Source organism: Xanthomonas sp. WHRI 7945 (genome assembly GCF_035026585.1).
This window is the reverse complement of record NZ_JAYIQP010000003.1, coordinates 162,892-187,413: the sequence shown is the minus strand read 5'-3', so window position 1 is coordinate 187,413 and position 24,522 is coordinate 162,892. Positions and strand designations below refer to the sequence as shown.

The 24,522-nt window shown below is 70.3% G+C and carries 18 protein-coding genes; 11 read left to right on the top strand and 7 right to left on the bottom strand.

Going from position 1 to position 24,522, the window contains the following annotated elements:
* Positions 1–192 precede the first annotated feature (192 nt).
* The 4 genes from pgeF (at position 193) to VDQ83_RS03915 (ending at position 2,257) form a co-directional block, all read left to right on the top strand.
* Positions 193–984 carry a peptidoglycan editing factor PgeF gene (gene pgeF / locus VDQ83_RS03930; RefSeq protein WP_455433936.1) on the top strand — a complete coding sequence of 264 codons (792 nt, stop codon included), beginning with the start codon at positions 193–195 and terminating at the stop codon, positions 982–984.
* 2 nt (positions 985–986) lie between these two features.
* On the top strand, positions 987–1,511 hold the full coding sequence (locus VDQ83_RS03925; RefSeq protein WP_455434007.1) for a DUF4166 domain-containing protein: 525 nt from the start codon (positions 987–989) through the stop codon (positions 1,509–1,511).
* The gene (locus VDQ83_RS03920; RefSeq protein WP_455433935.1) at positions 1,498–1,941 is read left to right on the top strand and encodes a thiol-disulfide oxidoreductase DCC family protein; all 444 of its coding nucleotides are present in this window, start codon (positions 1,498–1,500) and stop codon (positions 1,939–1,941) included. The genes VDQ83_RS03925 and VDQ83_RS03920 overlap by 14 nt, the downstream gene beginning before the upstream one ends.
* A 133-nt stretch (positions 1,942–2,074) precedes the next feature.
* On the top strand, positions 2,075–2,257 hold the full coding sequence (locus tag VDQ83_RS03915; RefSeq protein ID WP_455433934.1) for a hypothetical protein: 183 nt from the start codon (positions 2,075–2,077) through the stop codon (positions 2,255–2,257).
* On the opposite strand, the gene VDQ83_RS03910 is transcribed toward VDQ83_RS03915, so the two are convergent.
* The 6 genes from VDQ83_RS03910 to VDQ83_RS03885 form a co-directional block, all read right to left on the bottom strand.
* Positions 2,254–4,110 carry a methyl-accepting chemotaxis protein gene (locus VDQ83_RS03910; RefSeq protein ID WP_455433933.1) on the bottom strand — a complete coding sequence of 619 codons (1,857 nt, stop codon included), beginning with the start codon at positions 4,108–4,110 and terminating at the stop codon, positions 2,254–2,256. The genes VDQ83_RS03915 and VDQ83_RS03910 overlap by 4 nt on opposite strands.
* A gap of 320 nt (positions 4,111–4,430) precedes the next feature.
* On the bottom strand, positions 4,431–6,860 hold the full coding sequence (locus VDQ83_RS03905) for a membrane-bound PQQ-dependent dehydrogenase, glucose/quinate/shikimate family (RefSeq protein ID WP_455434006.1): 2,430 nt from the start codon (positions 6,858–6,860) through the stop codon (positions 4,431–4,433).
* Positions 6,861–7,373: 513 nt separating this feature from the next.
* Entirely contained in the window at positions 7,374–8,738 is a 1,365-nt protein-coding gene (otsA, locus tag VDQ83_RS03900; RefSeq protein ID WP_263395434.1) for an alpha,alpha-trehalose-phosphate synthase (UDP-forming), read from the bottom strand.
* The gene (locus tag VDQ83_RS03895; protein WP_455433932.1) at positions 8,735–10,516 is read right to left on the bottom strand and encodes a glycoside hydrolase family 15 protein; all 1,782 of its coding nucleotides are present in this window, start codon (positions 10,514–10,516) and stop codon (positions 8,735–8,737) included. The genes otsA and VDQ83_RS03895 overlap by 4 nt, the downstream gene beginning before the upstream one ends.
* Positions 10,517–10,613: 97 nt before the next feature.
* On the bottom strand, positions 10,614–11,366 hold the full coding sequence (otsB, locus tag VDQ83_RS03890) for a trehalose-phosphatase (protein ID WP_309921301.1): 753 nt from the start codon (positions 11,364–11,366) through the stop codon (positions 10,614–10,616).
* 194 nt (positions 11,367–11,560) lie between these two features.
* The gene (locus VDQ83_RS03885) at positions 11,561–13,999 is read right to left on the bottom strand and encodes a TonB-dependent receptor plug domain-containing protein (RefSeq protein ID WP_455433931.1); all 2,439 of its coding nucleotides are present in this window, start codon (positions 13,997–13,999) and stop codon (positions 11,561–11,563) included.
* 235 nt (positions 14,000–14,234) lie between these two features.
* Between VDQ83_RS03885 and VDQ83_RS03880 the strand changes: the two genes are divergently transcribed.
* From VDQ83_RS03880 to VDQ83_RS03860, 5 genes are all read left to right on the top strand, one after another.
* A complete protein-coding gene (locus tag VDQ83_RS03880; protein WP_263395430.1) occupies positions 14,235–14,714 on the top strand; it encodes a DUF3574 domain-containing protein in 480 nt (159 codons plus the stop codon).
* An 89-nt stretch (positions 14,715–14,803) separates the two neighbouring features.
* Positions 14,804–15,223 carry a GNAT family N-acetyltransferase gene (locus VDQ83_RS03875; protein WP_455433930.1) on the top strand — a complete coding sequence of 140 codons (420 nt, stop codon included), beginning with the start codon at positions 14,804–14,806 and terminating at the stop codon, positions 15,221–15,223.
* A gap of 107 nt (positions 15,224–15,330) precedes the next feature.
* Positions 15,331–16,929: a hypothetical protein gene (locus tag VDQ83_RS03870; protein ID WP_455433929.1), complete on the top strand. Its 1,599-nt coding sequence runs from the start codon at positions 15,331–15,333 to the stop codon at positions 16,927–16,929.
* Positions 16,930–16,981: 52 nt separating this feature from the next.
* Positions 16,982–18,166 carry a lysozyme inhibitor LprI family protein gene (locus VDQ83_RS03865; protein ID WP_455433928.1) on the top strand — a complete coding sequence of 395 codons (1,185 nt, stop codon included), beginning with the start codon at positions 16,982–16,984 and terminating at the stop codon, positions 18,164–18,166.
* A gap of 122 nt (positions 18,167–18,288) precedes the next feature.
* Complete coding sequence (locus VDQ83_RS03860; protein WP_455433927.1) at positions 18,289–19,119, top strand: DUF3014 domain-containing protein; 831 nt, start codon at positions 18,289–18,291, stop codon at positions 19,117–19,119.
* A gap of 183 nt (positions 19,120–19,302) precedes the next feature.
* On the opposite strand, the gene VDQ83_RS03855 is transcribed toward VDQ83_RS03860, so the two are convergent.
* Positions 19,303–20,007 (bottom strand): glutathione S-transferase, encoded by a 705-nt coding sequence (locus VDQ83_RS03855; protein ID WP_309921318.1) that lies wholly within the window; start codon positions 20,005–20,007, stop codon positions 19,303–19,305.
* A 363-nt stretch (positions 20,008–20,370) separates the two neighbouring features.
* Between VDQ83_RS03855 and clpB the strand changes: the two genes are divergently transcribed.
* Positions 20,371–22,956 (top strand): ATP-dependent chaperone ClpB, encoded by a 2,586-nt coding sequence (gene clpB, locus VDQ83_RS03850; protein WP_455433926.1) that lies wholly within the window; start codon positions 20,371–20,373, stop codon positions 22,954–22,956.
* 175 nt (positions 22,957–23,131) lie between these two features.
* Positions 23,132–24,418: an O-acetylhomoserine aminocarboxypropyltransferase/cysteine synthase family protein gene (locus tag VDQ83_RS03845; protein ID WP_455433925.1), complete on the top strand. Its 1,287-nt coding sequence runs from the start codon at positions 23,132–23,134 to the stop codon at positions 24,416–24,418.
* The last annotated feature ends 104 nt before the right edge of the window (positions 24,419–24,522 follow it).

The following is a 24,522-nucleotide window of genomic DNA, read 5'->3' as shown; positions in this document are numbered from 1 at the left end:
CCCGAGCGGACGTGCCCGGGAATGGGCGACACGGCTTGGCGTGCCGGTGCAGGCGGCGGGGACGCGCGGCCGGCGTGGTGGTTTCCGATACGCCCACGCGGCCGTCGCAGCGCAGGCGGTCGCCGTCGGTAGCGCGGCGCTGCGCCCGCTGGCGCCGTTCGCCTGCATTGCGTGGTCCCGGGCCATGTGCTCATGACCGACTTCACCGACTTCACCGAGTTCGCCCTGGCCGCCGATTGGCCGGCACCGCCGCGGGTACGCGCGCTGACCACGCTGCGGCATGGCGCCGGCGCCTCGTTGCCGCCGTTCGACCGCTTCAACCTGGGCAACCGCAGCGCCGCCGACGGCGACGACCCGGCCACGGTGCAGCGCAACCGCGACGAACTCGCCGCGCGCCTGGCGCTGCCGTCGCCGCCGCATTGGCTGCGGCAGGTGCACGGGGTGCAGGTGCTGCGCTTCGAGCGGCCGCCCGCCGCGGTCGGCATCGACGCCGAACCGACCGCCGATGCCGCGGTCACCGCCGTGCCCGGGGTGGTGCTGGCGATCCTGACCGCCGATTGCCTGCCGGTGGTGTTCGCCGCCCGCGACGGCAGCGAGATCGGCGCCGCGCATGCCGGCTGGCAGGGCCTGGCCGCCGGCATGCTGGAAGCTACCGTCGCCGCGCTGCGCACGCCGCCGGCGCAGCTGCAGGCTTGGCTGGGGCCGGCGGCGGGGCCGCAGGCGTACGAGATCGGCGCCAACGTGCGCGATGCCTTCCTGGGCCACGATCCGGCCGCCGCCAGCGCCTTCGTCGCGACCCGCCCCGGCCATTGGCGCGTGGATCTGTATGCGCTGGCGCGGCAACGCCTGACCGCGGCCGGGCTGGATCCTGCGCAGGTGTACGGCGGCGGGCTGTGCACGATCTCCGCGCCGCAACGCTTCTATTCCTATCGCCGCGACCGCCGCAGCGGGCGCATGGCCACGCTGGCATGGATCGCGGACTGAGCGTGCCGCTGTTCGCGCAACTGCTCGGCGACGACTTCGCGCAGTTGCCGCCAGCGCTGCGCGCGCTGCATTCGGTGCCGCAGCGGCAGCGCTACGCCGGTCATGCCGAGGTGCGCCGCGGCCGGCATCCGCTGTTGCCGCTGTGCGCGTGGCTGGCGCGATTGCCGCCGGCCGGCGCCGCGGTGCCGGTCGCGGTGACGTTCAGCGCCGATGCGCAGGGCGAGCGCTGGGAACGCCGTTTCGGTACACATGCGATGCCGTCGCGGCTGTGGCTGCAGGACGGGCGGCTGCGCGAACGCCTGGGCGCGGTCGAATTCGAATTCGCGCTGCGCGTGGACGGCACGGCCATCGTCTGGCGCGCCGCGCGCGCCTGGGCGTTCGGCGTGCTGCCGCTGCCGCGGCGCTGGCTGGCCGGCGTGCATTGCCGCGAAAGCGAGCGCGACGGCCGCTATGCGTTCCTGGTCGAGGTGGCGCTGCCGTGGATCGGCCCGTTCATCCGCTACGAGGGTTGGCTTGCGCCGGCCTGAGCGCCCGCGCGGCGCAGTGCCCGCCGCGGCCGCCGGCAGCGCGATCGTCGTGTTCGACGGGGTGTGCGTGCTGTGCAGCGGCTGGGTACGCTTCCTGCTGCGCTTCGATCGCCGCGGCCGCTATCGCTTCGCCGCGCTGCAATCGGCCAGCGGGCGCACGCTGCTGCGCGACAACGGGCTGGATCCGGACGATCCGCTCTCGTTCCTGCTGCTGACCCCGGAGCGCGCCTGGACCGACTCGGATGCGGCGATCGGCGTGATCGCCGGCCTCGGCGGCCCATGGCGCATCGTGGCGGCACTGCGCGTAGTGCCGCGGCGCTGGCGCGACGCGGCGTACCGGCTGCTCGCGCGCAACCGCTATCGCTGGTTCGGCACCACTGCGCAGTGCTTCCTGCCCGACCCGGAGCAGCGTTCGCGCTTTCTGGAGTGAGCGCGGCGTGGCGCGGCCACGCGCGGTCGCGCCAGCCAGGGAAGGATTGGAGGGCGGCGTCGGCTCGCCGTAGTCGCCAGCACTGCGCAGCGCCATGCTGGCACCGCCGATCGTTGGCGTGTGGTGCGTGGGTATGTCCGACGCGCTGCGCGTTGCCGTCGCAAGGCGGCCGGTGGCGCGTGTCATTCGCAGCCACCTGCGCAACGACGCTCTCATGGCGCTGCGCCCGGCAGGGGCGCGTCACCAGCGCGCGGTGCTGTTCCCGGATACGCTGCTGCAGCCGTTTCTAGCTGGCTTTCTGATCGGCTTTTTCTAGCCCGCGCTGCGCAGCAGCGGAGTGACGTTGCCGCCGGCGTGGCCGCGGTCGGGTTCGATACGGAACACCGCCACCGCCGTGGCCAGGCTGCCGGCCTGTTCTTCCATGCTGCGGGCGGCGGCGGTCGCTTCCTCGACCAGCGCGGCGTTGCGCTGGGTCACTTCGTCCAGCTGCATCACCGTGCGGTTGACCTGCTCGATGCCGCTGGACTGCTCGACGCTGGCGGCGCTGATCTCGCCGATGAGCCCGGTCACGCGCTGCACCGAGCCGACGATCTCGTGCATGGTCGCGCCGGCCCGGTTCACCAGCCCCGAACCCAGCGTCACTTTGTTCGTGGAGTCCTCGATCAGGCCCTTGATCTCCTTGGCCGCATCTGCCGAGCGCTGCGCCAGCGAGCGCACTTCCGAGGCGACCACGGCGAAGCCGCGGCCCTGCTCGCCGGCGCGCGCGGCTTCCACCGCCGCGTTCAGCGCCAGGATGTTGGTCTGGAAGGCGATGCCGTCGATGACGCTGATGATCTCGCCGATGCGCCGCGACGAAGTGCTGATCGCGCTCATCGTGGCGACCACCTCGTCCATCACCTTGCCGCCGGACTGGGCGATCTCGCCGGTGCTCTGCACCAGGCCGTTGGCCTGCTGCGCGTTGTCGGCGTTCTGTTTCACCGCCGAGGTCAGTTCTTCCATCGAACTGGCGGTTTCCTCCAGGCTCGCCGCCTGCTGCTCGGTGCGGTCGGACAGGTCGGTGTTGCCGGCGGCGATCTCCATCGAGGCGCGGCGGATCGCTTCGACCGCGCCCTGGATGCCGACGATGATCTCGGTCAGCTTGGCCACGGTGCGGTTGGTGTCTTCGCGCAGTTGCGCGAACACGCCCTGCGCGTCGCCGTCGACGCGATGGGTGAGGTCGCCTTCGGCCAGTGCGGCCAGCGCGGCGGCCAGCGCGGCCAGATTGTTCTCCACCGAATCGGAGATGCGGTTGACGCCCTCGGCCAGCGCCTTGAGCACGCCGTCCATCGCCGCGGTATCGATGCGGCGGCTGAAATCGCCGTGCGCGGCGGCCTCGATCACCGTGGTCAGCGCCTGCTCGGCAGCGACCTGCGCGGTCACCTCCTCCCACTGCGCGATGGTGCCCAGGCGCACGCCGTCGGCGCCGCTGATCGGGCTGTAGACGAAGTCGATCTGGCGGCCGAAGAACGGCGCGCGCACGCGCTTGGAGCCGGTCAGCGCGCGCATGCGGTCGATCGCGGCCTGGCTGTCGGGATAGATGTCGCCGATGCTGCCGCCGACGAACCCTTCAGCGTGGAACTCGGGGCGGAAGCTCTGCACGTCCGGCTCGATCGCGCGCAGCATCTGCAGCAGCTTGCGGTTGGCGAAGTGCACGCGGCCGTCGTCGTCGGCGATGCGGACCATGGTGTCCAGGTCGTCCAGCGCCTGGATCACGAAGCGGCCGCGGCCCAGTTCGGCCTCGGTCTCGGCCTGGCGCGCGGCCAGCCGCGCCTGCGCGGCCTGCAGCGCACGCAGCAGCGCGGCGTCCGCGCCATTGCCGGCGGGGGGCAGGCGCTGCTCGAAACGGCCTTCGCCCAGCGCCTGCACGGCCTGCACCGCGCGCTGCAGCGACGGCGCCGCGAGCCGCAGGCCGGCCCAGTACAGCGCCGCCGCCAGCAGCGCGCCGATCGCCAGTGCCGGCGCCAGGCGCGCCAGCGCCGGTCCGTTCGGTCCGAGTTGGCGGCCGACGTGCAGCGCGTACAGCGCCATCGCCAGCAACCCCAGCGCATAGGCCAGGGCGAGCAGGAGCGGACGCGCCTGCAGGCGGGAGGTGCCGGTCGGCGGCAGGGCTGAGGCGTCTGGCAAGGTCATGGCGTCTACCGGCTGGGAAGCGCTGGCGCAGTCCATTCGCGTCAGCGGTTCATGGTGAATGTCTTCCAGTATCGGCCGGCACCTCCGCCGACTTGACCGCAGCGGACGCCGCTCGTCGGAAACATGGCGCCTGAATGCGCGAAATAGGTCGCTGAATACGCTGCATTTTTTGCTGCACTGCGATAGATCGTGGCCTCTGCCGCTTGCCGTGGCGCCACCGTTGCCGCCCACCACCGCTGCCGCCGCGGGCGCCGCACCCGCGCCAAACGAAACCGGCCGCCTTGCGACGGCCGGTCGGGTCGATCGGGCGGTGACGCGGTCTACTTCGTCGCGGCGGCGTCGGGCAGGGTCCAGGCGATCACGCTGTCGCCGGGCTTGGTCTCCATGCGGTCGTGGCCGCCGATCGCGGCGACGATGTACTGCTTGCCGTCGACCGTGTAGCTCAGCGGCGCGGCCTGCGGGCCGGCCGGCACCCGCACTTCCCACAGCAGCTTGCCGGTCTGGGTGTCGTAGCCGCGCAGGAAGTTGTCCAGCGCCGCGCCGATGAAGGTGACGCCGCCGGCGGTGGCCAGCGAGCCGCTGTTGTTGGGCGTGCCCAGCTCGAACTTCATCTTCGACGGGATGCCCATCGGTCCCTGGTCGTAGCCGGTGCCCAGCGGCCGCCGCCAGATCACCTGCTGGGTGCGCAGGTCCACACCGGAGACGTAGCCCCACGGCGGCGCGATGCACGGCGTGTTCAGCGGCGACATCCACGGCTCCTTGCGTGCGCCATAGGCCAGGCCTTCCTGGGCCATGTAGCCGGGCGTCTTGCTCTTGCCGTTGAACACCGAGACCACGCCAAGCTCGTTCATCTCCTGCCGCGGGTACACGTTCTCGGTGTACGGCAGGCGATTGCTGTTCATCACCATGATGCCGCGCTGCAGGTCGACCGACACGCCGCCCCAGTTGATGCCGCCGTGGTTGCCGGTGAACGACAGCGAGCCGCCCAGGCTGGGCGGGGTGAACATGCCTTCGTAGCGCAATTGCTTGAACTGGATGCGGCAGGCCAACTGGTCGAACGGGGTGATGCCCCAGGCATCGGACTCGACGATGGTCTCGTAGTCCTTGCTCGGCGCGCCAACCGTGTTGGGCATGCCCGGCGACACCGGCTGGGTCTTGGCGGTCCAGTCGCCGTGGTCGGTGCCCTGCGGCACCGGGATCTGCTGCACCGGCATGATCGGCTTGCCGGTCTCGCGGTCGAGCACGAACACCTGGCCGGACTTGGTCGCCTGGATCACCGCCGGGCGGGTGCCGCCGCCGGGAACCGGGAAATCGACCAGGTTCGGCTGCGGGCCGATGTCGTAATCCCACAGGTCGTGGTTGACGGTGCGGAAGTGCCAGCGTTCCTTGCCGGTGGCCGCGTCCACCGCGACCAGCGAGGCGGTGTATTCCTCCTCCTGCGGCGTGCGGCCCTTGCCGAAGAAGTCGCCGGCGGCGTTGCCGGTGGGCAGGTAGACCAGGCCGAGCTCGTCGTCGGCGGCCATCAGCGACCACACGTTGGGGGTGGAGCGGGTATAGGTCTGGCCGGCCGGCGGCGCGGCGTCGATCGCCGGGTTGCCCAAGTCCCAGGCCCAGCGCAGCTGGCCGCTGACCGCGTCGAAGGCGCGCACCACGCCCGACGGCGCATCGCGTTCCTGGCCGTCGCGGACCTGGCCGGTGGGCTGGATGACCACGCCGCGCATCACCACCGGCGGCGAGGTCGGGCCGACGAAGCCGGGCTTGGTGTTGCCGGTGTCCTTGTTCAGATCGACGTAGCCGTGGTCGCCGAAGCTCTCGCACAGTTTGCCGGTGGCGGCGTCGAGCGCGCCCAGGCGGCCGTCGACCATCGGCCAGAAGATGCGCTTGGCGCATTCGGCGACCGGCGTGGTGGCCTCGAAATAGGACACGCCGCGGCAGGTGGTGGCGGCGACGCCTGCCATCGCCTTCGGATTGGTCTTGGGATCGAAGCGCCAGCGCTCCTTGCCAGTGGTGGCCTCGACCGCGATCACCTTCTGCGTGGGGGTGCAGATGTAGACCAGATCGCCGACCTTCAGCGGCGTGTTCTGGAACGCATAGCCGAGCTTGGAGCCTTCCGGCTTGAGGTCGCCGGTATGGAATTCCCAGGCGATCTTCAGGTCCTTGACGTTGTCCGGGGTGATCTGCGCGCCGGGGCTGTAGTGGTTGGACAGGTTGGAACCGGCATAGGCGGTCCAGTTGCCGGCATCGTGGTTGGCGGCGACGTTGCCATCGGGGCTGTTCACCGCGGCGCGGCTGAACGCGGCCTGCGGGCGCTGCGCGGCCAGCGCCGGATCGGCCAGCTGCACCGTGCGCGGGAAGAACAGCGGCACGAACACCAGCAGCGCGCCCAGCACCGGCAGCACCCCAGCGACCAGCACGTAGCCCGGGCCGGACAGCGGCGCCAGGCGCCAGCGCGCCACCTTCCAGAACGGCAACAGCAGCAGACCGAGTACCGAGATCATCGCCAGGCGCGGGATCAGCGCCCAGCCGTCCAGGCCGACCTCGGCCAGCGCCCAGGCGATGGTCGTCGCCAGCGTCGCGCCGAACAGCCACAGCCCGGCGCGGCGGCCGAGCGCCAGCAGCATGCCGGACACGGCCAGCGCCAGCCCGGCCAGCAGGTAGTACCAGGAGCCGCCGACGGCGACCAGTTGCCCGCCCATGAAGGCGAGCGCGATGCCCACTAGGGCGATGACCACGGCATAGGCGGCGAACAGCCAGTGGCCGGGTCCGTGTTTCGGGGTGTGATCGTTCATGGGGATGGGGGAGCGTCTGACGGGGACCCGGAGGCGTCGCGGTGCGGCGGAGGCGGGTCGTGGAGGGAGCAGGCGAGGGCATGGCCGCATCGGCGGTGGTCCTGCGCACAACGGCAACATCGCGCTACCCCTCCCAGGGTGCAGAAAAGCGCGGTGCGTACGCGTAATTTTAAGGCCCGCAGGTCATCGGACCGTGACGGCAGGCGGAACCTTCCGTCCTGTGAGGCGGGCGATCCCGACGCCGGTGCCGGACTGGGATTGGGGTCACCCGGCAGTGCAGCGTTCGCGAAGCGCGCCGGTACGTGGAGTCTTCGCGCTGCGAAGCGCTGCGGCGCCCATGTCCGCAAGTGCGGGCGCGCTACCCTTCGCGGGACGGTTGCCCAACGTGGCAGCTTGCCGCCGATGCGCCGGCTGCTTTCCTACACCGCACGCCGCGCCGCCGGCAGCCGCGTACAGCGCAGCGTGGCGCAGGCCTCAGCGTTCCAGCGCCTGCAGGTAGCGCTGCCGCCAGACGCCGATGTCGTTCTTGCGCAGGTGCTCCATCATGGTCTGCCAGCGTTCGATGCGCTTGGCCTTGGACAGCGAGGCGGCGGTGGCGATCGCGTCGGCGACGCCGTCCAGGTCGTGCGGATTGACCAGCAGCGCTTCCTTCAGTTCGTCGGCGGCGCCGGCCAGCAGCGACAGCACCAGCACGCCGGGATTCTCCGGGTCCTGCGCGGCCACGTATTCCTTGGCCACCAGGTTCATGCCGTCGCGCAGCGGCGTCACCAGACCGACCTGGGCGGCACGGTAGAAGCCGGTCAGGGTGGCGTGGGTGAAGTTGCGGTTGACGTAGCGCAGCGGCGTCCAGTCCGGCTCGGCGTGGCCGCCGTTGATGTGCCCGGCGATCTGCTCGAGCTGGTTGCGCAGTTGCTTGTACTCGGCGACGTCGCCGCGCGAGACCGGCGCGATCTGCAGGTAGGTGAGGCTGCCGCGCTGGTCCGGATGCCGTTCCAGGTAGCGCTCGAAGCCGAGGAAGCGTTCGGGCAGGCCCTTGGAGTAGTCGAGCCGGTCCACGCCGATCGCCAGCTGGCGGTCGCGCAGGCTGCTGCGCAGATCGCGCACCGCCGGCTTGGCCACCGCCGCGCGCGCCTGCTGCGCGATCAGTTCGGTGTCGATGCCGATCGGGAACTTCTCGGCGCGGAAACGGCGCCCGCCGGGCGCTTCCAGCACGCCGTCCTTGATCACCTTGCCGCCGCCGAACAGACGCACGTAGGCCTGGAAGCGGTCCACGTCGCGCTGGGTCTGGAAGCCGACCAGATCGTAGGCGTAGAAGCCGGAGAACAGCCGCGCATGGTCGGGCAGGGCCTGGATCAGGTCCGCCGAGGGGAACGGCACGTGCAGGAAGAAACCGATCTTGCAGCCGATGCCGCGCTCGCGCAGCAGCGAGGCCAGCGGGATCAGGTGGTAGTCGTGGATCCACACCGTGTCGTCGTCGCGCAGCAGCGGCGCCAGCTTCTCGGCGAACATCGCGTTGACCCGGCGGTAGCCCTCGCGGGTGGCGCGGTCGTAGTCGACCAGGTCCAGGCGGAAGTGCAGCAGCGGCCACAGCGTGCGGTTGGCGAAACCGTTGTAGTAGGCGTCCAGGTCGGCGCGGTTGAGATCCATGGTGACGAAGCGGATGTCGCCCTGGGTCTGCTCGTGCATCGCGCCGCTGTCGCCGCGCACGGTTTTGCCGCTCCAGCCGAACCACACTCCGCCGCGTTCCTTCAACGCGGCGAGCAAGCCTACCGCCAGGCCGCCGGCGCGGTTCTCGCCGGGCAAGGCCACGCGGTTGGATACCACCACCAATCTGCTCATGATGCCTCCTGCCAGCTGCGCGACAACCGCATCGCGGCGATGATCAACCCGACATGCGAATAGGTCTGCGGGAAATTGCCCCAGGCCTCGCCGTTGTCGAAGGCTAGATCCTCCGACAGCAAGCCCAGGTGATTGCGGCGCGCGAGGATGCGCTCGAACAGTTCGCGCGCCTCGTCCTTGCGCCCGATCGCGGCGAGCGCGTCGATGTACCAGAACGTGCAGATGGTGAAGCTGGTTTCCGGCTCGCCGAAATCGTCCGGCGCCACGTAGCGGTACAACGCGTCGCCGTGCTTGAGGTCGCGGCCGATCGCCTCGACCGTGGCGACGAAGCGCGCATCGTCCGGGGCGATGAAGCCGATGTCGGCCAGCAACAGCAGCGAGGCGTCCAGGCGATGGCCGTTGAACGTGTCGGTGAAGTGGCCGCGCTCGGCGCTCCAGGACTCGGCCAGCACCCGCGCGTGGATGGTGTCGGCGCGCTCGCGCCAGTAGGCCACGCGCGCATCGATGCCCAGCCGCGCGGCGATCTTGGCCAGGCGGTCGCAGGCGGCCCAGCACATCGCGCTGGTGTAGGTGTGCACCTCGGCGCGGCCGCGGAATTCCCACAGGCCGGCGTCGGGGACGTCGTGCAGCGCGAAGGCGCGCTCGCCCAGCGGCTCCAGGCGCAGGAAAGTGTCGGCGTCGCCGGGGTCCTTCAGGCGCAGGTCGAAGAACAGCTGGGTGGAGGCCAGCACCACGCTGCCGTACACGTCGTGCTGCTTCTGGATCCAGGCCAGGTTGCCGCGCCGCACCGGACCCATGCCGCGGTAGCCGGCCAGCGATTCGACCTCGTGTTCCTCCAATGCCGCCTCGAAGCCGATGCCGTACAGCGGCTGCAGGCTGCCGTCGGTGGTGGCGATGTTGAAGATGTAGCCGAGGAACTGTTCCATGGTGCGGGTGGCGCCGAGCCGGTTCAGCGCGCGCACCACGAAGGCGGCGTCGCGCAGCCAGCAGTAGCGGTAGTCCCAGTTGCGCGGGGTGTCCGGCGCTTCGGGGATGGAGGTGGTCATCGCCGCGATGATCGCGCCGCTGTCCTCGTACTGGCACAGCTTCAGGGTGATCGCGCTGCGGATCACCGCGTCCTGCCAGTCCAGCGGCACCGACAGGTAGCGCACCCACTCGCGCCAGTATTCCTCGGTGCGTTCCTGCGCTTCCTGGATGTAGCCGGTCAGCGAGCGGGTCAGCGATTCGTCCACGCCGAGCATCAGGTTGACCGGATGGTTGAGCACGAACGGCAGTTCGTCGCGGATGAAGCGCACCGGCACGTCGGTGGTCAGGCGCAGGGTGAAGTCCGGCAGCAGCCAGCGCACGTGGTTGCTGCCCCAGGTGCTTTCCGGCTGGCGCGCGCCCCAGTCGGCCAGCGGCCGCGCCAGCACGCGGATGCGCGGGTTGCCGGACAGCGGCCGCACCTGGCGGATGATGCTGACCGGCCGGTAGAAGCGGCCGTGGTTGCGCCAGCGCGGCGCGAAGTCGATCACCTCCACCGCGCCGCCGTGCGCGTCGCGCAGCACGGTGCGCAGGATCGCGGTGTTGGCCAGATAGTGCTGTTCGCTGTCGACGAAATCCTCCAGCTCGATGCTGAAATCGCCGCCGGGGTGGTCGCGCGGGGACAGCAATGCGCAGAACGCCGGATCGCCGTCGAAGGCGGGCAGGCAGCTCCACACCACGCGGGCCTGCTTGTCGACCAGTGCGCCGAAACTGCCGTTGCCGATCACGCCGAGGTCGAGGTTGGGGGAGCTCATGGAGCGGGCAGATCCTTGTGCAGGGACGGGGAGAAAGCGAAGGCGCACTGGGCGGCGCGCGCGGGCGGGTTGGCGCACGCCGCCACACGCGCCGCGCTCATGCGGCGTTGTCGCGCAGCCATGCGTGCACGCCGTGTGTATCGGGCAATGCGAACGTCGCCGCGCTGTGTTCGCGGGCGCCGACCAGCACGCTCCAGCCGCCGGCGCGGTTGGCCGCGTCGAAACCGAATTCGTCGGTGAGGTCGTCGCCGACGAACACCGGGCGCCGGCCCTGGAACGGCGGATGCTGCAGCAGCGTGGTCACCGCCTGGCCCTTGTCGCTGCCCTCGGGCACGAACTCGACCACGTGGTCGCCGGGTTGCAGTCGGTAACCGGGCAATGCGTCCATCTGCGCCTGGGCGAAGGCCAGCACCTGCGCGCCTGCGTCCGGCGCGGCGCGCCAGTGCAGCGCCAGGCTGGCGCCCTTGTCTTCGATCAGCACGCCCGGGTGCGCCTGGCGCAGGTGCGCGGCGCGCTGATGCAAGCCATGCAGCCACTGCGAGGTGTCGGCGGGCATCGCCGCGCGCGCGTTGATGTCGCTGCGCAACTCGTGGCCGTGCAGGCCGGCCGCCGGCAAGCGCAAGGGCGCGAACAATGCGTCCAACTGCGCCAGCGGCCGGCCGCTGACCAGCGCCAGCGCGCCGTGCAAGCGGTCGCTGATGCGGCCGATCGCCTCGCGCACCTCGGGCAGCAGGTGCACGCCGTCGGGACGGTCGGCGAACGCGATGAGGGTGCCATCCACGTCCAGGAACAATGCACAGGCATCGTCCAGGCGCGGCGGCGGCGGTCGGAGGGGGAGCGCGTCAGCCATCCATTCATCATGAACGAGACAGCGTTAGCGCCAGGTGGAGCGGCGCACGACCCAGGCCGCTAACGCAGAAATCGGGCGGATCCGCGTCCGATACCAATGCAGGGGCGCACGCGCCCCTGCATTGGAAGATGCCGCCGATTCGTGCGCGATATCGCCGAATCGGCTTTGCCGGGTCCCGGGTCCCGAGTCCCGCGTCAAAAGGTAAACCGCACCCGCCCATAGTAATAAGCGCCATTGCTGCCGATCGGCGACAGCACGTCGTAGGGCAGGTTGCCGAAGTAGTAGATGTCTTCGTTGGAGCGGTCGGAGTAGTTGTCGGTGAGGTTCTGCCCGCCCAGCGCCACGCTCCACTGCGGCGTGATGCGGTACTCGACCTCGGCGTCGAGCTGCCACTCGGCGCCGTAGGTCTGCCGCGGCACGAAGCCGCCGCCGAAGTCGAACACGCGGGTCGCGCTGCCGTAGCGGCTGACGCGGGTCTGCAGCGCCCAGCGGTCGTTGCTCCAGTTCGCCGCGAACTGCGCGCGGGTGCGTGGGGCGGCGTCGGTCAGGGTGTTGCTCTCCTCCACGCCGAACAGCACGTAGTCCGGATTCAGCGCCAGCAGCTGCGCCGGGGTGGCGACCACGTTCTTCAGCTCGGTCTTGGCGTAGCTCCAGGTGCCGGTCAGCTGCAGCTGGCCGTTGCCCAGCGCCTGCCGCCAGTTGCTGACCAGCTCGGCGCCGCGGGTGCGGGTGTCGGCGGCGTTGACGAAGAAGCTGGCGCTCTGCAGGCCGCTGACGCCGAAGTTCTGCGCCACGAACGCGGTCAGCGCGTCGCCGCTGATGTCTTCGGACAGCGCGATGCGGTCGTCGATGTCGATCTGGAACAGGTCCAGCGACAGGTCGAAGTGCGCGCCGATGCGGCTGGTGAAGCCGAGGCTGTAGTTCAGCGACTTCTCCGGCTTCAGTTCTTTCGCGCCCAGCGCCTGCGCGATCGGGTTGTTGACCGACAGCAGGCGGCCCTGCTGCAGCTGGCCGGCGGCGTCGTAGCCGGTGGAGGTGGCTTCGTAGCCGATCTGGCTCAGCGACGGCGCATGGAAGTTGTTGGAGATCGCGCCGCGCAGCGCGAACGCCGGCACGAACTCGTAGCGCGCGGCCAGCTTGCCGGTCAGTTCGCCGCCGAAATCCTGGTAGTGCTCGTAGCGCGCGGCCAGGTCGGTGGAGAACTTGTCGCCGAACTGGCTGGACAGGCTGGCGTAGGCGCTGGCGACGTTGCGCGACAGGTCGGCCGCGTCCTGCGGGGTCAGCCCGCCGCCGGCCTGGGCGCCGGTGGGACGGTCGGTGAAGGCGCCGGCGGCGTAGCTGGCCGGATCGCCGGGGCGGGTGCGGTAGTGCTCGCGGCGAAATTCCACGCCGCTGCCGAAGCTGTGGGTGGCGCCGGCCGCGTCGAAGCTGCGGCTCAGATCCAGGTTGGCCACGCTCTGCTCGAAGGCGTAGTCGCCGGTCTTGAAGCGGGTCGTGCTGCCCGGGCCGAGCGAGGCGTTGAGCGAGTTCTTCAGCCGGTAGGTGAAGTCGTTGCGGCCGTAGTCGAGGCTGGCGTCGTACGCCCACTCGCCCCATTGCCCGCGCGCGCCGGCCACGCCCTGCAGGTCGCGGTTCTCGCCCAGCGACACCGGGCGGTAACCGTTCGGGTAGACCTCGGTCCAGTTGGCGTCGCTGTCGGGATAGCGGAAGTAGTTGGCGCCCTGCGTGTCGCGCTGGTTGTAGGTGCCGAAGAAATAGAACTCGCTGCTCTGGCCAAACGGCAGCTTGCCGTTGATCCAGGCGTTGAGGTCCTTGCTGGCGCCATCGCCGAGCACGTAGTTGCGCTTGCCGGCCAGGGCCAGGTTGGCCGGGGTCTGCGCTTCGAACGGCGGGATCTGGTCGTAGCCGGCGCGGTTGGTGCCTTCGCGGTTCTTCAGTTCCAGGCCGACCTTGAAGAAGCCGCCGTCCTCGCCCAGGCGCGTGCCGACCTTGGCGCTGGCGTAGCTGGTCTGGCCGTCGGTGACGGTGCGGTCGATCGGCTGCACGTCGGTGTGGTGGGCGCCGAAGCTGGCTTCCAGTGCGCCGCTGTCCGGATCGTCGTCGAGGATCACGTTGATCACCCCGGCCACCGCGTCCGAACCGTACTGCGCGCCGGCGCCGTCGCGCAGCACCTCGATGCGCTGGATCGCGCTGACCGGGATCGCGTTGAAGTCGACCGGGGTGGTGCCCTTGCCGATCTTGCTGTCGGTGTTGACCAGCGCCGAGGTGTGGCGGCGCTTGCCGTTGACCAGCACCAGCACTTGGTCGGGCGAGAGCCCGCGCAGCTGCGCGGCGCGGATGTGGTCGGCACCGCCGGAGTTGGACTGGCGCGGGAAGTTGAACGACGGCAGCAGCGCCTGCAGCGCGCTGCCCAGCTCGCCGTTGACCACGCCGGCCTTGCGGATGTCCTCGGCGCTGAGCACGTCGACCGGCGCGGTGGACTCGAGCACGGTGCGGCCGCTGGCGCGGGTACCGGTGACGATCACCGTGTCCAGGTTGGTCGCGGCGGCGGGCTCGGCCTGCTGCGCCAGGGCGGGGGCCGACAAGGCCAGGGCGATGGCCAGGCTCAGCGGCCGGGCGAACGGGTACGACATGGGGGCTCTCTCCTGCGGTGGCGCGAAGACCGGCCGCGGCGGTGGTCCATGCGCCGCGGACGATCGAATTTGGTTACATCCATCCGGATGAAGCGATATATTAGCTTATCGTTAACGCGGCCGCGAGCCGCCCGATCCGCTGCGTTTGGCATGAGCTGATGCCCGGCGGTTATCGGGTGCGCGCGGCCGCCGTCGCCTACCATCCCGTCTTTCCGTTCGCTTCCGAGACCTGCCGATGCTGCTGCGTGCCCCGTTGCTTGCCGTGTTCCTGGCCCTGACCGCCTGCGCCAGCGTGGCGCCGTCTGCTTCCACCGCGCCGGCCAAGGTCGCTGCCGCCATGCAGGGCGATGCCGCGCGGCCGGCGCAGGCCAGCGGCTGGGTGCGCAGCGAGCTGTACTTCGGCGTCGGCGAGGAGAGCGGCCCGGCCGACCGCCCGCAGGCCGAGCCGATCAGCCAGGCGCAGTGGCGCGCGTTCTTGGACAAGCAGGTCACGCCGCGCTTCCCCGACGGCCTGACCGTGTTCGACGCCTACGGGCAGTGGCTGTTCCGCGGCGCCAAGGAACCGAACCGGCTCAACACCAAGGTGCTGGTGATCCTGCACGAGGACACGCCGCAACGCCGCGCCGACATCGAGGCGATCCGGCTGGCGTGGAAGCAGGCGACCGGGCACCAGTCGGTGCTGTGGTCGCGGCAGCCGGTCGAGGTGTCTTTCTGAAGCCGGGACTCGGGACTGGGGACTCGGGACCCGGAAAAGCGCCGGCGGCGACGTTCTCGATTCGGCGGGACGATCTGTCCGGTGCGGCGGTGCAGGCGTTGCTCGAATACCACCTGCAGCAGATGCATGCGCAGTCGCCGCCGGGCAGCGTCTATGCGCTGGACCTGTCCGGATTGCAGCGTCCGGATGTGACCGTGTGGAGCGTCTGGCGCGGCGATGCGTTGGCCGCGGTCGGTGCGTTGCGCGTGCTGGACGACGGCGGCGGCGAACTGAAGTCGATGCGCACCCATCCGGAGTTCCTGCGCCAGGGCGCGGCCGCGGCGCTGCTGGAGCACATCGTGGCCGCCGCGCGCGGCGCCGGCCTGCGCCGGCTGAGCCTGGAGACCGGCAGCGGCGCGGCCTTCGACGCGGCACTGGGCCTGTACCGGCGCCGCGGCTTTCGCAATGGACCGGCGTTCGCCGATTACGTGCCGAGCGCGTTCAACCAGTTCCTGCATCTGGCGCTGTAGCCGCGGCGCACGGGCGCAGGCCGGGATGCTGCATCCCTGTTCGCGCGCCAATCGGCAAGCGCCGCTTCCATTACCATCCATCGATCCCTCACCTAGCCATCGCCCGCATGCCCAGCATCGCTCCTCCTACGTCGCGCCCGCGCTGGTTCGTTGCCGGCGACCTCAACGGTTTCTTCGGGCTGGTGGTCGACAACCTGTCGATCCTCGGCTTCATCACCATGGCGCTGGTCGGGATCTTCCAGTTCCCGGCCGAGGTGATCTACACGCGGATGATTCCCGGCACCGCCTTCGGCGTGCTGATCGGCAATCTGCTGTACACGTGGATGGCGCGCAGGCTGGCCGCGCGCAGCGGGCGCAGCGACGTCACCGCGATGCCGCTGGGCCTGGATGCGCCGACCAGCATCGGCATGGCGCTGCTGGTGCTGGGCCCGGCGTTCGTGCACTACAAGCAGCAGGGTCTGGATCCGCAGGCCGCGGCGATCGCCACCTGGCACCTGGGCATGGCCTCGCTGGTGGTGATGGGCGTGCTGAAGACGGTGCTGTCGTTCTTCGGCGACGCGGTCACCCGCGCCTTGCCGCGCGCGGCGCTGCTCGGTTCGATCGCCGGCATCGCGCTGGTGCTGATGGGCTTCCTGCCGCTGCTGGAGACGCTGCGCGCGCCGCTGGTCGGGCTGGTCGTGCTGGGCCTGCTGCTGTACGTGCTGATCGCCAAGGGCCGGCTGCCGTACGGCGTGCCCGGCGTGCCGCTGGCGCTGGTGCTGGGCACCGGCCTGTACTACTGGTCGAACGCGGCCGGTTTCGGCATCCCCGGCTACCAGGCGCCGCAGTGGGTGGCGCCGCAGCTGGTGCTGCCGTGGCCGAGCCTGGGCTTCGTCGCCGGCCTGCCCGACACCGTGCCGTTGCTGCCGCTGCTGCTGCCGTTCGGCCTGCTGATGGTGGTCGGCGGCATCAACGTCAGCGAGAGCGCGCGCGCCGCCGGCGACGACTACCGCACCCGCGACATCCTGCTGGTCGAGGCCTGCTCGACCCTGGTCGCCGGCATCTGCGGCGGCGTCGCCCAGACCACGCCCTACATCGGCCAGCCGGCGTACAAGCACATGGGCGCGCGCAGCGGCTACACGCTGCTGACCGGGCTGTTCATCGGCCTGGGCGGCATGCTCGGCCTGGTCGCCGGACTGGTGCAGTGGCTGCCGCTGGCGGTGCTGGCGCCGATCATCGTGTACGTGGCCATCGACATCACCACCCAGGCGTTCCAGGCCACGCCCAAGCGCCATGCCGGGGCGATGGTGCTGGGCTTCCTGCCGTCGGTGGCCTACCTGCTGGCGATCAAGGCGCCGGGCTGGATCCCGGCGGACAAGCTGGCCGCGCTGACCACCACGCTGGACGGCCATGGGTTGCCCGAGCTGGCGGTGATCTTCACCCTCGGCAACGGCTTCATCATCACCGCGATGCTGTGGACCGCGGCGGTGGCGGCGATGGTGGACGGACGCCTGCGCCGCGCCGCGGTGTTCCTGCTGGTGGCGGCCGGGTTGACCCTGTTCGGGTTGATCCATTCGGTGGACCCGCGCGGCGGCATCTATCTGCCGTGGACGCTGAGCGGCCTGCCCAAGTTGATCGCCTGGCAATTCGCCGGCGGCTATGTCGCCCTGGCCGCGCTGCTCGGCCTGCTGTCGCTGCAGAAACCGCGCGCGGTGGTGGTGGACTGAACGTTCCGCGGCCGGCATGCTCGGCCGCCCAACCGCAACAGGGATGTCGCACATGACCCCACGCTTCGTTCCGCTGGCCGGCCTGGCCCTGGCGGCGCTGCTGCTGGCGCCGGCCGCGTCGGCCGCCTCCTTCGATTGCGCCAAGGCCGCCAGCCCGATCGAGCGGCTGCTGTGCGGCGACGCGAATCTGGGCCATCAGGACGAGCAACTCGCCAACGGCTATGCCGCCCTGCTGGACAGCACGCCGCGTGCCGAGGTCGCCGCATTGCGCGGCGCGCAGCGCGCCTGGCTTACGCAACGCAACGCCTGCCTGCAACAGGCGCAGCCGGTGGCCTGCGTGCAGCGCGCCCAGCTGGCGCGGATGCGGGCGTTCGACACGCAGAGCGCGGCGCAGGCGGCGCGCCTGGACCGCATCGTCGCCAGCATCCCGGGCGCGCCGGCCGCCGCCGCCGCGCAACTGCGCGACTACGACGGCGCACTGGCCTCGGCCTGGTTGGCGTACCTGCAGCGCTTCGAACCCGACGCCGGGGTCGGCGCCAAGGAAGCGCAGACGCGTTTCGCCCGCGCCGCCACGGCATTGCGCGCGCAGGACGAGTTCGCCGCCTCGCTGCTCGACGACCTGCGCAAGGATCCCAAGACGCCGGCGGGCGAGGTGGAATTGACCCTGCTGCGCAACTGGATCGAGCGCAGCGGCTACGACGATGGCACGCGTCCGTACGTGCACTGCTTCGTGTTCGCGCGGCAGGGCGAGTTGGCCTATGCGGCGATGGGCCCGCTGTACGGCTCCTCGCGCGACGGCAGCGCGCCGCTGTGCGCACCGCAGGGCGGCCTGTTCGATCTGCCGGCCTGGACCCAGCTGCGGGCGGCGTTCGAGCCGGCGATCGCCACCGTCTCGGGCGACGCGGGCACGATCCGTTTCGCCAGCTACGCCGGGTGGCGCGTGCAGGAACTGCGCGCGACCGTGTCGCCGCTGGATTTCCTGCAGGCGGCGAAGGTGCCGCGGGCGCCCGATCCGCTGCCGGCGATCCGCGCCATCCGTGGCGAGACGCCGTGGCCTGCGGCCGCGCGCAAGGCCGCGCTGGCGGCAGTGCCGGCGGCGCGCACGGCGACCGCGGCGTGGCTGGTGCAGCACAAGCGGTTGCCGGCCGCGCAGGCCGACACGGTGGCCGCGGCGATCGTCGCCGACTGGGTCGGGTCGCGGCTGGACTTCATCGACGAAAACACGGTGGAGCAGTAGCGCGCGGCAAGGCACGCGCCGGCCGCACGCCGTGCGGTGTGGCTTAACGCCGCCACACTCGCCGCGGAACCAGGACCGCCGCACCGGGTCACACCCCTGTGTTCCGCAAGAGGTGCGATTCCATGCAGACCCGACACGCGCGCTGGCCCTGGGCCGTGGTGGCGCTCGCCATGCTCGCGGCGGCCGCCTGGCTGTTCCGCGACAACCTGGGCGGTCTCGGCACGCCCGCCGCGCCGCCGCCTCCTGCCGCGGCACCCGCGGCCGGCACCGCGCCAGCGGCTGCACCTGCACCGGCCGCTCCGCCGCCGCCCATCCAGCATCCCATCGCGCCTGACGACCCCGCTGCCGCCGACGCGGCGATCCCGGCGTTGGCCGACAGCGACGCGGCGGCGTGGGCCGAGCTGGTGACGCTGGCCGGCAGCGACGCACCGCTGGCGCTGCTGATCCGCGACCATCTGGTCCAGCGCGCGGTGACCATGATCGACAACCTGCCGCAGCGCCGCGTTGCCGCGCGCACCCTGGCAATGAAGCCGGTGCCTGGACAGCTGCAGGTCGACACCGATGCGGCCGGCGCCAGTACCATCGCGGAGGCCAATGCGCAGCGCTACGCGCCCTACGTGCAGGCCTTCACCCACGCCGATGCCGGCGCGATGGTGACCGCGTACCGGCGCTTCTATCCCCTGTTCCAGCAGGCGTACGTGGAGCTGGGCTATCCGCAGGGTTATTTCAACGACCGCCTGGTGCAGGTGATCGACCACCTGCTGCAGACCCCGGCGGTACCCGCTGCGCCGGCGGTGGTGGCCGATGCGCGCACCGGCAAGTACCGCTTCGCCGATCCTGCGCTGGAGTCGCTGTCGGTCGGGCAGAAGGCGCTGCTGCGCCTGGGGCCAGCGCAGGCCGAGGCGGTGCGCAAGCAACTGCGGGCGATCCGTGCGGCGTTGATCCGGACCTGAGGACCAGGCCGGCTTCGGTACCGTCGTTGTGGAACGCCTTCGCATTGCTGCAGGAATCATGTGGGAGCGACTTCAGTCGCGACGGGCTTCACCGGCAATGCCCGTCGCGACTGAAGTCGCTCCCACAGGAAGACGTCATGCTAAAGCCCAGGTTTGAAAGCAGACCTCACGATTCGCCACACCTCACCCATCCAACTCCGGATAACGCCGGAAAATCCCGTTGTCGTTGAACGGCAGGCGCCGCGCCGAGGCCAGGTAGGCGGCGACGCCGGGGCGCTCGGAAACGCGTTGCTGCAAGGCGCGCAACTGCGGCAGCTTCGGCGAGAGTTTCTTCATCGCGCCGGGGAACGCGTAGTCCAGTCCGCTCATCAGCTGGAACAGCGACAGATCCACGTAGGAATGCTCGCGCAGCGCATGGCGCCCGCCGCCCTGGACCAGCACCTGTTCGAAGTAGCCCAGGAACTTCGGCAGCCGTTGCGTGCGCAGGTCTTCGGCACGACGCCGCGCTTCGGGCTTCTGGTCTTCGTAGTACAGCGCGCTGGCGATGGGATGGTGGCTGTCGTGGATCTCGGTCACCAGGTCGGCGATGGTCAGCTGCAATTGCAGCGCCTGCAGGCGCCGCGACTCGCTGTCCGGCACCAGCCCCAGCGGCGGACCCAGGTAATGCAGGATGTTGGCCACCTGCGCGATCACCTGCCGCCCGGCCTTCAGGAACGGCGGCGCGAATGGCCGCGCGCCCGGCTGTTCGCCGTCGAGAAAGGGCTGCAGCACGGCGTCGCCTTCTTCGCGGGCCACGTCGCGGTAGGCCGCGCCGGCATCCTCCAGCGCCAGCCGCACGAACTCGCCGCGGCCCTGGATGCCGGTCCAGTAATAGAGTTCGTAGTGCATTGCGGCTCCTGTGCGGATCGTTCGGAACGCGCAGGGTAGGGGTACTACCGGTAGCGGCGTGTGACCGCGGTGCGACGGACAGCGCCCGTGCCCGCGGCGCAGGAGCATCCGGCGTCATGCGGGCATCGCTGGATGCGCAGCGGTGGCGGAGCCGTGCCGCGGCGGCGATCGCGCACAGGCGGCGAGGCTCGCGTTGTCGCCCGTGGCGCGTGTCGGGCGCGACTCCCGCCGATCCTTGCGGCGAGCGGCCCGTGCGTCGCAAGGGTGTATACAGGCGGTCCCGGCGGCCTTGAAACATGCCGCGCCAACCGCATCTGACTAGCATGCCGGCACGGCCGGCCCTTCATTCAGAGGAACTTCCCGATGCGGATGGACAAGCTCACCTCGCGTTTCCAGCAGGCGCTGGCCGACGCCCAGTCGCTGGCCGTGGGCCGCGACCACACCATCGTCGAGCCGGTGCACGTGTTCACCGCGCTGCTCGACCAGTCCGGCGGCAGCACCCGGCCGCTGCTGGCGCAGGCAGGCGTCAACGTGCCGGTGTTGCGCGAGCGCCTGGGCGAGGCGCTGGACAAGCTGCCCAAGGTCAGCGGCCAGCCCGGCAACCTGTCGATCGGCAACGACCTGAGCCGGTTGCTCAACCAGACCGACAAGCTGGCGCAGCAGCACAACGACCAGTTCATCGCCAGCGAATGGTTCGTGCTGGCCGCGGCCGACGACGCCGGCGCGCTGGGCCTGGCGCTGCGTGCTGCCGGCGCCGACAAGAAGAAGCTCGAAACCGCCATCGACAAGCTGCGTGGCGGCGAGACGGTGCAGTCGGAGAGCGCCGAGGACCAGCGCCAGGCGCTGGAGAAATACACCATCGACCTCACCGCACGCGCCGAGAGCGGCAAGCTGGATCCGGTGATCGGCCGTGACGAGGAAATCCGCCGCACCATCCAGGTGCTGCAGCGGCGCACCAAGAACAACCCGGTGCTGATCGGCGAGCCCGGTGTCGGCAAGACCGCGATCGTCGAGGGCCTGGCCCAGCGCATCGTCAACGGCGAGGTGCCCGAAGGCCTGCGCGGCCGCCGCGTGCTGTCTTTGGACATGGGCGCGCTGATCGCCGGCGCCAAGTTCCGCGGCGAGTTCGAGGAGCGGCTCAAGGGCGTGCTCAACGACCTGTCCAAGACCGAAGGCCAGGTGATCCTGTTCATCGACGAACTGCACACCATGGTCGGCGCCGGCAAGGCCGACGGTGCGATGGACGCGGGCAACATGCTCAAGCCGGCGCTGGCGCGCGGCGAGCTGCACTGCATCGGCGCCACCACACTGGACGAGTACCGCAAGTACATCGAGAAGGACGCGGCGCTGGAGCGGCGCTTCCAGAAGGTGTTCGTCGGCGAACCGACCGTGGAGGACACCATCGCCATCCTGCGCGGCTTGAAGGAGCGCTACGCGGTGCACCACGGCGTGGAGATCACCGATCCGGCGATCGTCGCCGCGGCCACGCTGTCCAACCGCTACATCAGCGACCGCCAGCTGCCGGACAAGGCCATCGACCTGATGGACGAGGCCGCCAGCCGCATCCGCATGGAGATCGACTCCAAGCCGGAGGAACTGGACCGCCTGGAGCGGCGCCTGATCCAGCTGAAGATCCAGCGCGAAATGCTGAAGAAGGAAAAGGACGAGGCCTCGCGGCAGCGCCTGGCCGACCTGGAAAGCGACATCGACAAGCTCGAGCGCGAGTTCTCCGACCTCGACGAGGTGTGGAAGTCGGAGAAGGCCGCGTTGCAGGGCGCGACCAAGATCAAGGAGCAGATCGAGCAGGCGCGGGTCGAACTGGAAGCGGCGCATCGACGCCAGGACTACGCCAAGATGAGCGAGATCCAGTACGGCCTGCTGCCGAACCTGGAGAAGCAGCTGGCCGCGGCCGGCGATGCCGAGCATCACGATTTCACGCTGGTGCAGGACCGGGTCACCGCCGAGGAGATCGCCGAGGTGGTGTCGCGCTGGACCGGCATCCCGGTCAGCAAGATGCTCGAAGGCGAGCGCGACAAGCTGTTGCGCATGGAAGACGAACTGCACCGGCGCGTGGTCGGCCAGGAAGAGGCGATCAAGGTGGTGTCCGACGCGGTGCGGCGCTCGCGTGCCGGCCTGTCCGATCCCAACCGGCCCAGCGGCTCGTTCCTGTTCCTGGGTCCGACCGGCGTCGGCAAGACCGAGCTGTGCAAGGCGCTGGCCGAATTCCTGTTCGACAGCAGCGAGGCGATGATCCGCATCGACATGAGCGAGTTCATGGAGAAGCATTCGGTGGCGCGGCTGATCGGCGCGCCTCCGGGCTACGTCGGCTACGAAGAGGGCGGCTATCTCACCGAGGCGGTGCGGCGCCGGCCGTATTCGCTGATCCTGCTCGACGAGGTGGAGAAGGCGCACAGCGACGTGTTCAACATCCTGCTGCAGGTGCTCGACGACGGCCGCCTCACCGATGGCCAGGGCCGTACCGTGGACTTCCGCAACACCGTCATCGTGATGACCTCGAACCTGGGCTCGCACCAGATCCAGGAACTGAGCGGCGACGGCAGCGCGGAGGCGTACACGCAGATGAAGGCGGCGGTGATGGGCGTGGTGCAGGCGCATTTCCGCCCGGAGTTCGTCAACCGGCTGGACGACATCGTGGTGTTCCATCCGCTGGACAAGGCGCAGATCAAGTCGATCGCGCGCATCCAGCTGCACGGCCTGGACAAGCGCCTGGCCGAGCGCGGGCTGAAGATCGAACTCAGCGACCGCGCGCTGGAACTGCTCGGCAACGTCGGCTTCGATCCGGTGTACGGGGCGCGGCCGCTGAAGCGCGCGATCCAGTCGCAGCTGGAGAACCCGCTGGCGCAGCAGATCCTGTCCGGGCAGTTCCTCAGCGGCGACACGATCCGGGTCGATGCCGAGGGCGGACGCCTCGCGTTCGTGAAAGCCTGACGCGTTGCCGATCCTGGCCCACGGTGCGCTCGGCGACGGCCGAGGCACCGTCGGCGTGCGGCGGCGCTGCGCCTAGCGTCGCCGCCACGGCGCCGGCATGAGCTCATAACCGCAGCTTTGCATTCGCCGCCGCGCATGGCGCTATCGTCTCGGCTCCTCTTGCCGAGACCCGCCCATGTCCGACCCGAACTGGAAGCTGGAAACCATCGCCGTGCACGGCGGCTACCGTCCCGACCCGACCACGCGCGCGGTGGCGGTGCCGATCTACCAGACCGTGGCCTATGCCTTCGACGATACCCAGCACGGCGCCGACCTGTTCGACCTGAAGGTGCAGGGCAACATCTACAGCCGCATCATGAATCCCACCACCGACGTGCTGGAGCAGCGCATCGCCGCGCTGGAAGGCGGCATCGGCGCGCTGGCGGTGGCGTCCGGGCAGGCGGCGGTGACCTATGCGATCCAGACCATCGCCGAGGCCGGCGACAACATCGTCTCCTCCAGCGCGCTGTACGGCGGCACCTACAACCTGTTCGCGCACACGCTGCCGCTGTCGGGCATCGAAACCCGCTTCGCCGACTACCGCGAACCCGACGCGTTCGCCGGGTTGATCGACGAACGCACCAAGGCGATCTTCGTCGAGTCGATCGGCAATCCGCGCGGCAACGTCACCGATCTGGAGGCGGTCGCCAAGGTCGCGCACGCGCACGGCGTGCCGCTGATCGTCGACAACACGGTGCCCACGCCGTACCTGCTGCGGCCGATCGAGTTCGGCGCCGACATCGTGGTGCACTCGCTGACCAAGTACCTGGGCGGGCACGGCACCAGCCTGGGCGGGGCGATCGTGGACTCGGGCAAGTTCCCGTGGGCGGCGCATGCGCAGCGCTTCCGCCGCCTCAACGAGCCGGACGTGAGCTACCACGGCGTGGTCTATACCGAGGCGCTGGGCGAGGCCGCCTACATCGGCCGCGCGCGGGTGGTGCCGTTGCGCAATACCGGCGCGGCGCTGTCGCCGTTCAACGCGTTCCAACTCCTGCAGGGCATCGAGACGCTGCCGCTGCGGATGGACCGGATCAACCAGAACACACTGGCGGTGGCCAGGCACCTGCAGAGCGAGGCCAAGGTGGAGTGGGTGAACTACGTCGGCTTGCCCGGCCATCCGGAGCATGCGCTGGCGCAGAAATACCTGCGCGGACATGGCTCGGGCGTGCTCACCTTCGGCCTGCGCGGCGGCCGCGCCGCCGGCGCGCGCTTCCTCGACGCGCTGCAGCTGTTCACCCGCCTGGTGAACATCGGCGATGCGAAATCGCTCGCCACCCATCCGGCCTCGACCACGCATCGCCAGTTGTCGCCGCAGGAACTGGAACGCAGCGGCGTCAGCGAGGACACGGTGCGGCTGTCGGTCGGCATCGAGCATATCGACGACCTGCTCGCCGACCTGAGGCAGGCGCTGGCGCAGGCCTGAGTCCGGCGCTGGTAGAGGCCGGAAACGCTACCGACAGAACCAGCTCGGCCGCTGGCCGAGCTGGCGCTTGAACATCGCGGTGAATGTTGAAGCCGTCGCAGCCG

Bases quoted from the DNA above. Each gene is read 5' to 3' on its own strand.
- otsA (WP_263395434.1), bottom strand. From the start codon at position 8,738: ATGAGCAGATTGGTGGTGGTATCCAACCGCGTGGCCTTGCCCGGCGAG.
- VDQ83_RS03910 (WP_455433933.1), bottom strand. From the start codon at position 4,110: ATGACCTTGCCAGACGCCTCAGCCCTGCCGCCGACCGGCACCTCCCGC.
- VDQ83_RS03870 (WP_455433929.1), top strand. From the start codon at position 15,331: ATGCCCAGCATCGCTCCTCCTACGTCGCGCCCGCGCTGGTTCGTTGCC.
- VDQ83_RS03915 (WP_455433934.1), top strand. From the start codon at position 2,075: ATGTCCGACGCGCTGCGCGTTGCCGTCGCAAGGCGGCCGGTGGCGCGT.
- VDQ83_RS03865 (WP_455433928.1), top strand. From the start codon at position 16,982: ATGACCCCACGCTTCGTTCCGCTGGCCGGCCTGGCCCTGGCGGCGCTG.
- VDQ83_RS03845 (WP_455433925.1), top strand. From the start codon at position 23,132: ATGTCCGACCCGAACTGGAAGCTGGAAACCATCGCCGTGCACGGCGGC.
- otsB (WP_309921301.1), bottom strand. From the start codon at position 11,366: ATGGCTGACGCGCTCCCCCTCCGACCGCCGCCGCCGCGCCTGGACGAT.
- VDQ83_RS03855 (WP_309921318.1), bottom strand. From the start codon at position 20,007: ATGCACTACGAACTCTATTACTGGACCGGCATCCAGGGCCGCGGCGAG.
- clpB (WP_455433926.1), top strand. From the start codon at position 20,371: ATGCGGATGGACAAGCTCACCTCGCGTTTCCAGCAGGCGCTGGCCGAC.
- VDQ83_RS03885 (WP_455433931.1), bottom strand. From the start codon at position 13,999: ATGTCGTACCCGTTCGCCCGGCCGCTGAGCCTGGCCATCGCCCTGGCC.
- pgeF (WP_455433936.1), top strand. From the start codon at position 193: ATGACCGACTTCACCGACTTCACCGAGTTCGCCCTGGCCGCCGATTGG.
- VDQ83_RS03880 (WP_263395430.1), top strand. From the start codon at position 14,235: ATGCTGCTGCGTGCCCCGTTGCTTGCCGTGTTCCTGGCCCTGACCGCC.
- VDQ83_RS03895 (WP_455433932.1), bottom strand. From the start codon at position 10,516: ATGAGCTCCCCCAACCTCGACCTCGGCGTGATCGGCAACGGCAGTTTC.
- VDQ83_RS03860 (WP_455433927.1), top strand. From the start codon at position 18,289: ATGCAGACCCGACACGCGCGCTGGCCCTGGGCCGTGGTGGCGCTCGCC.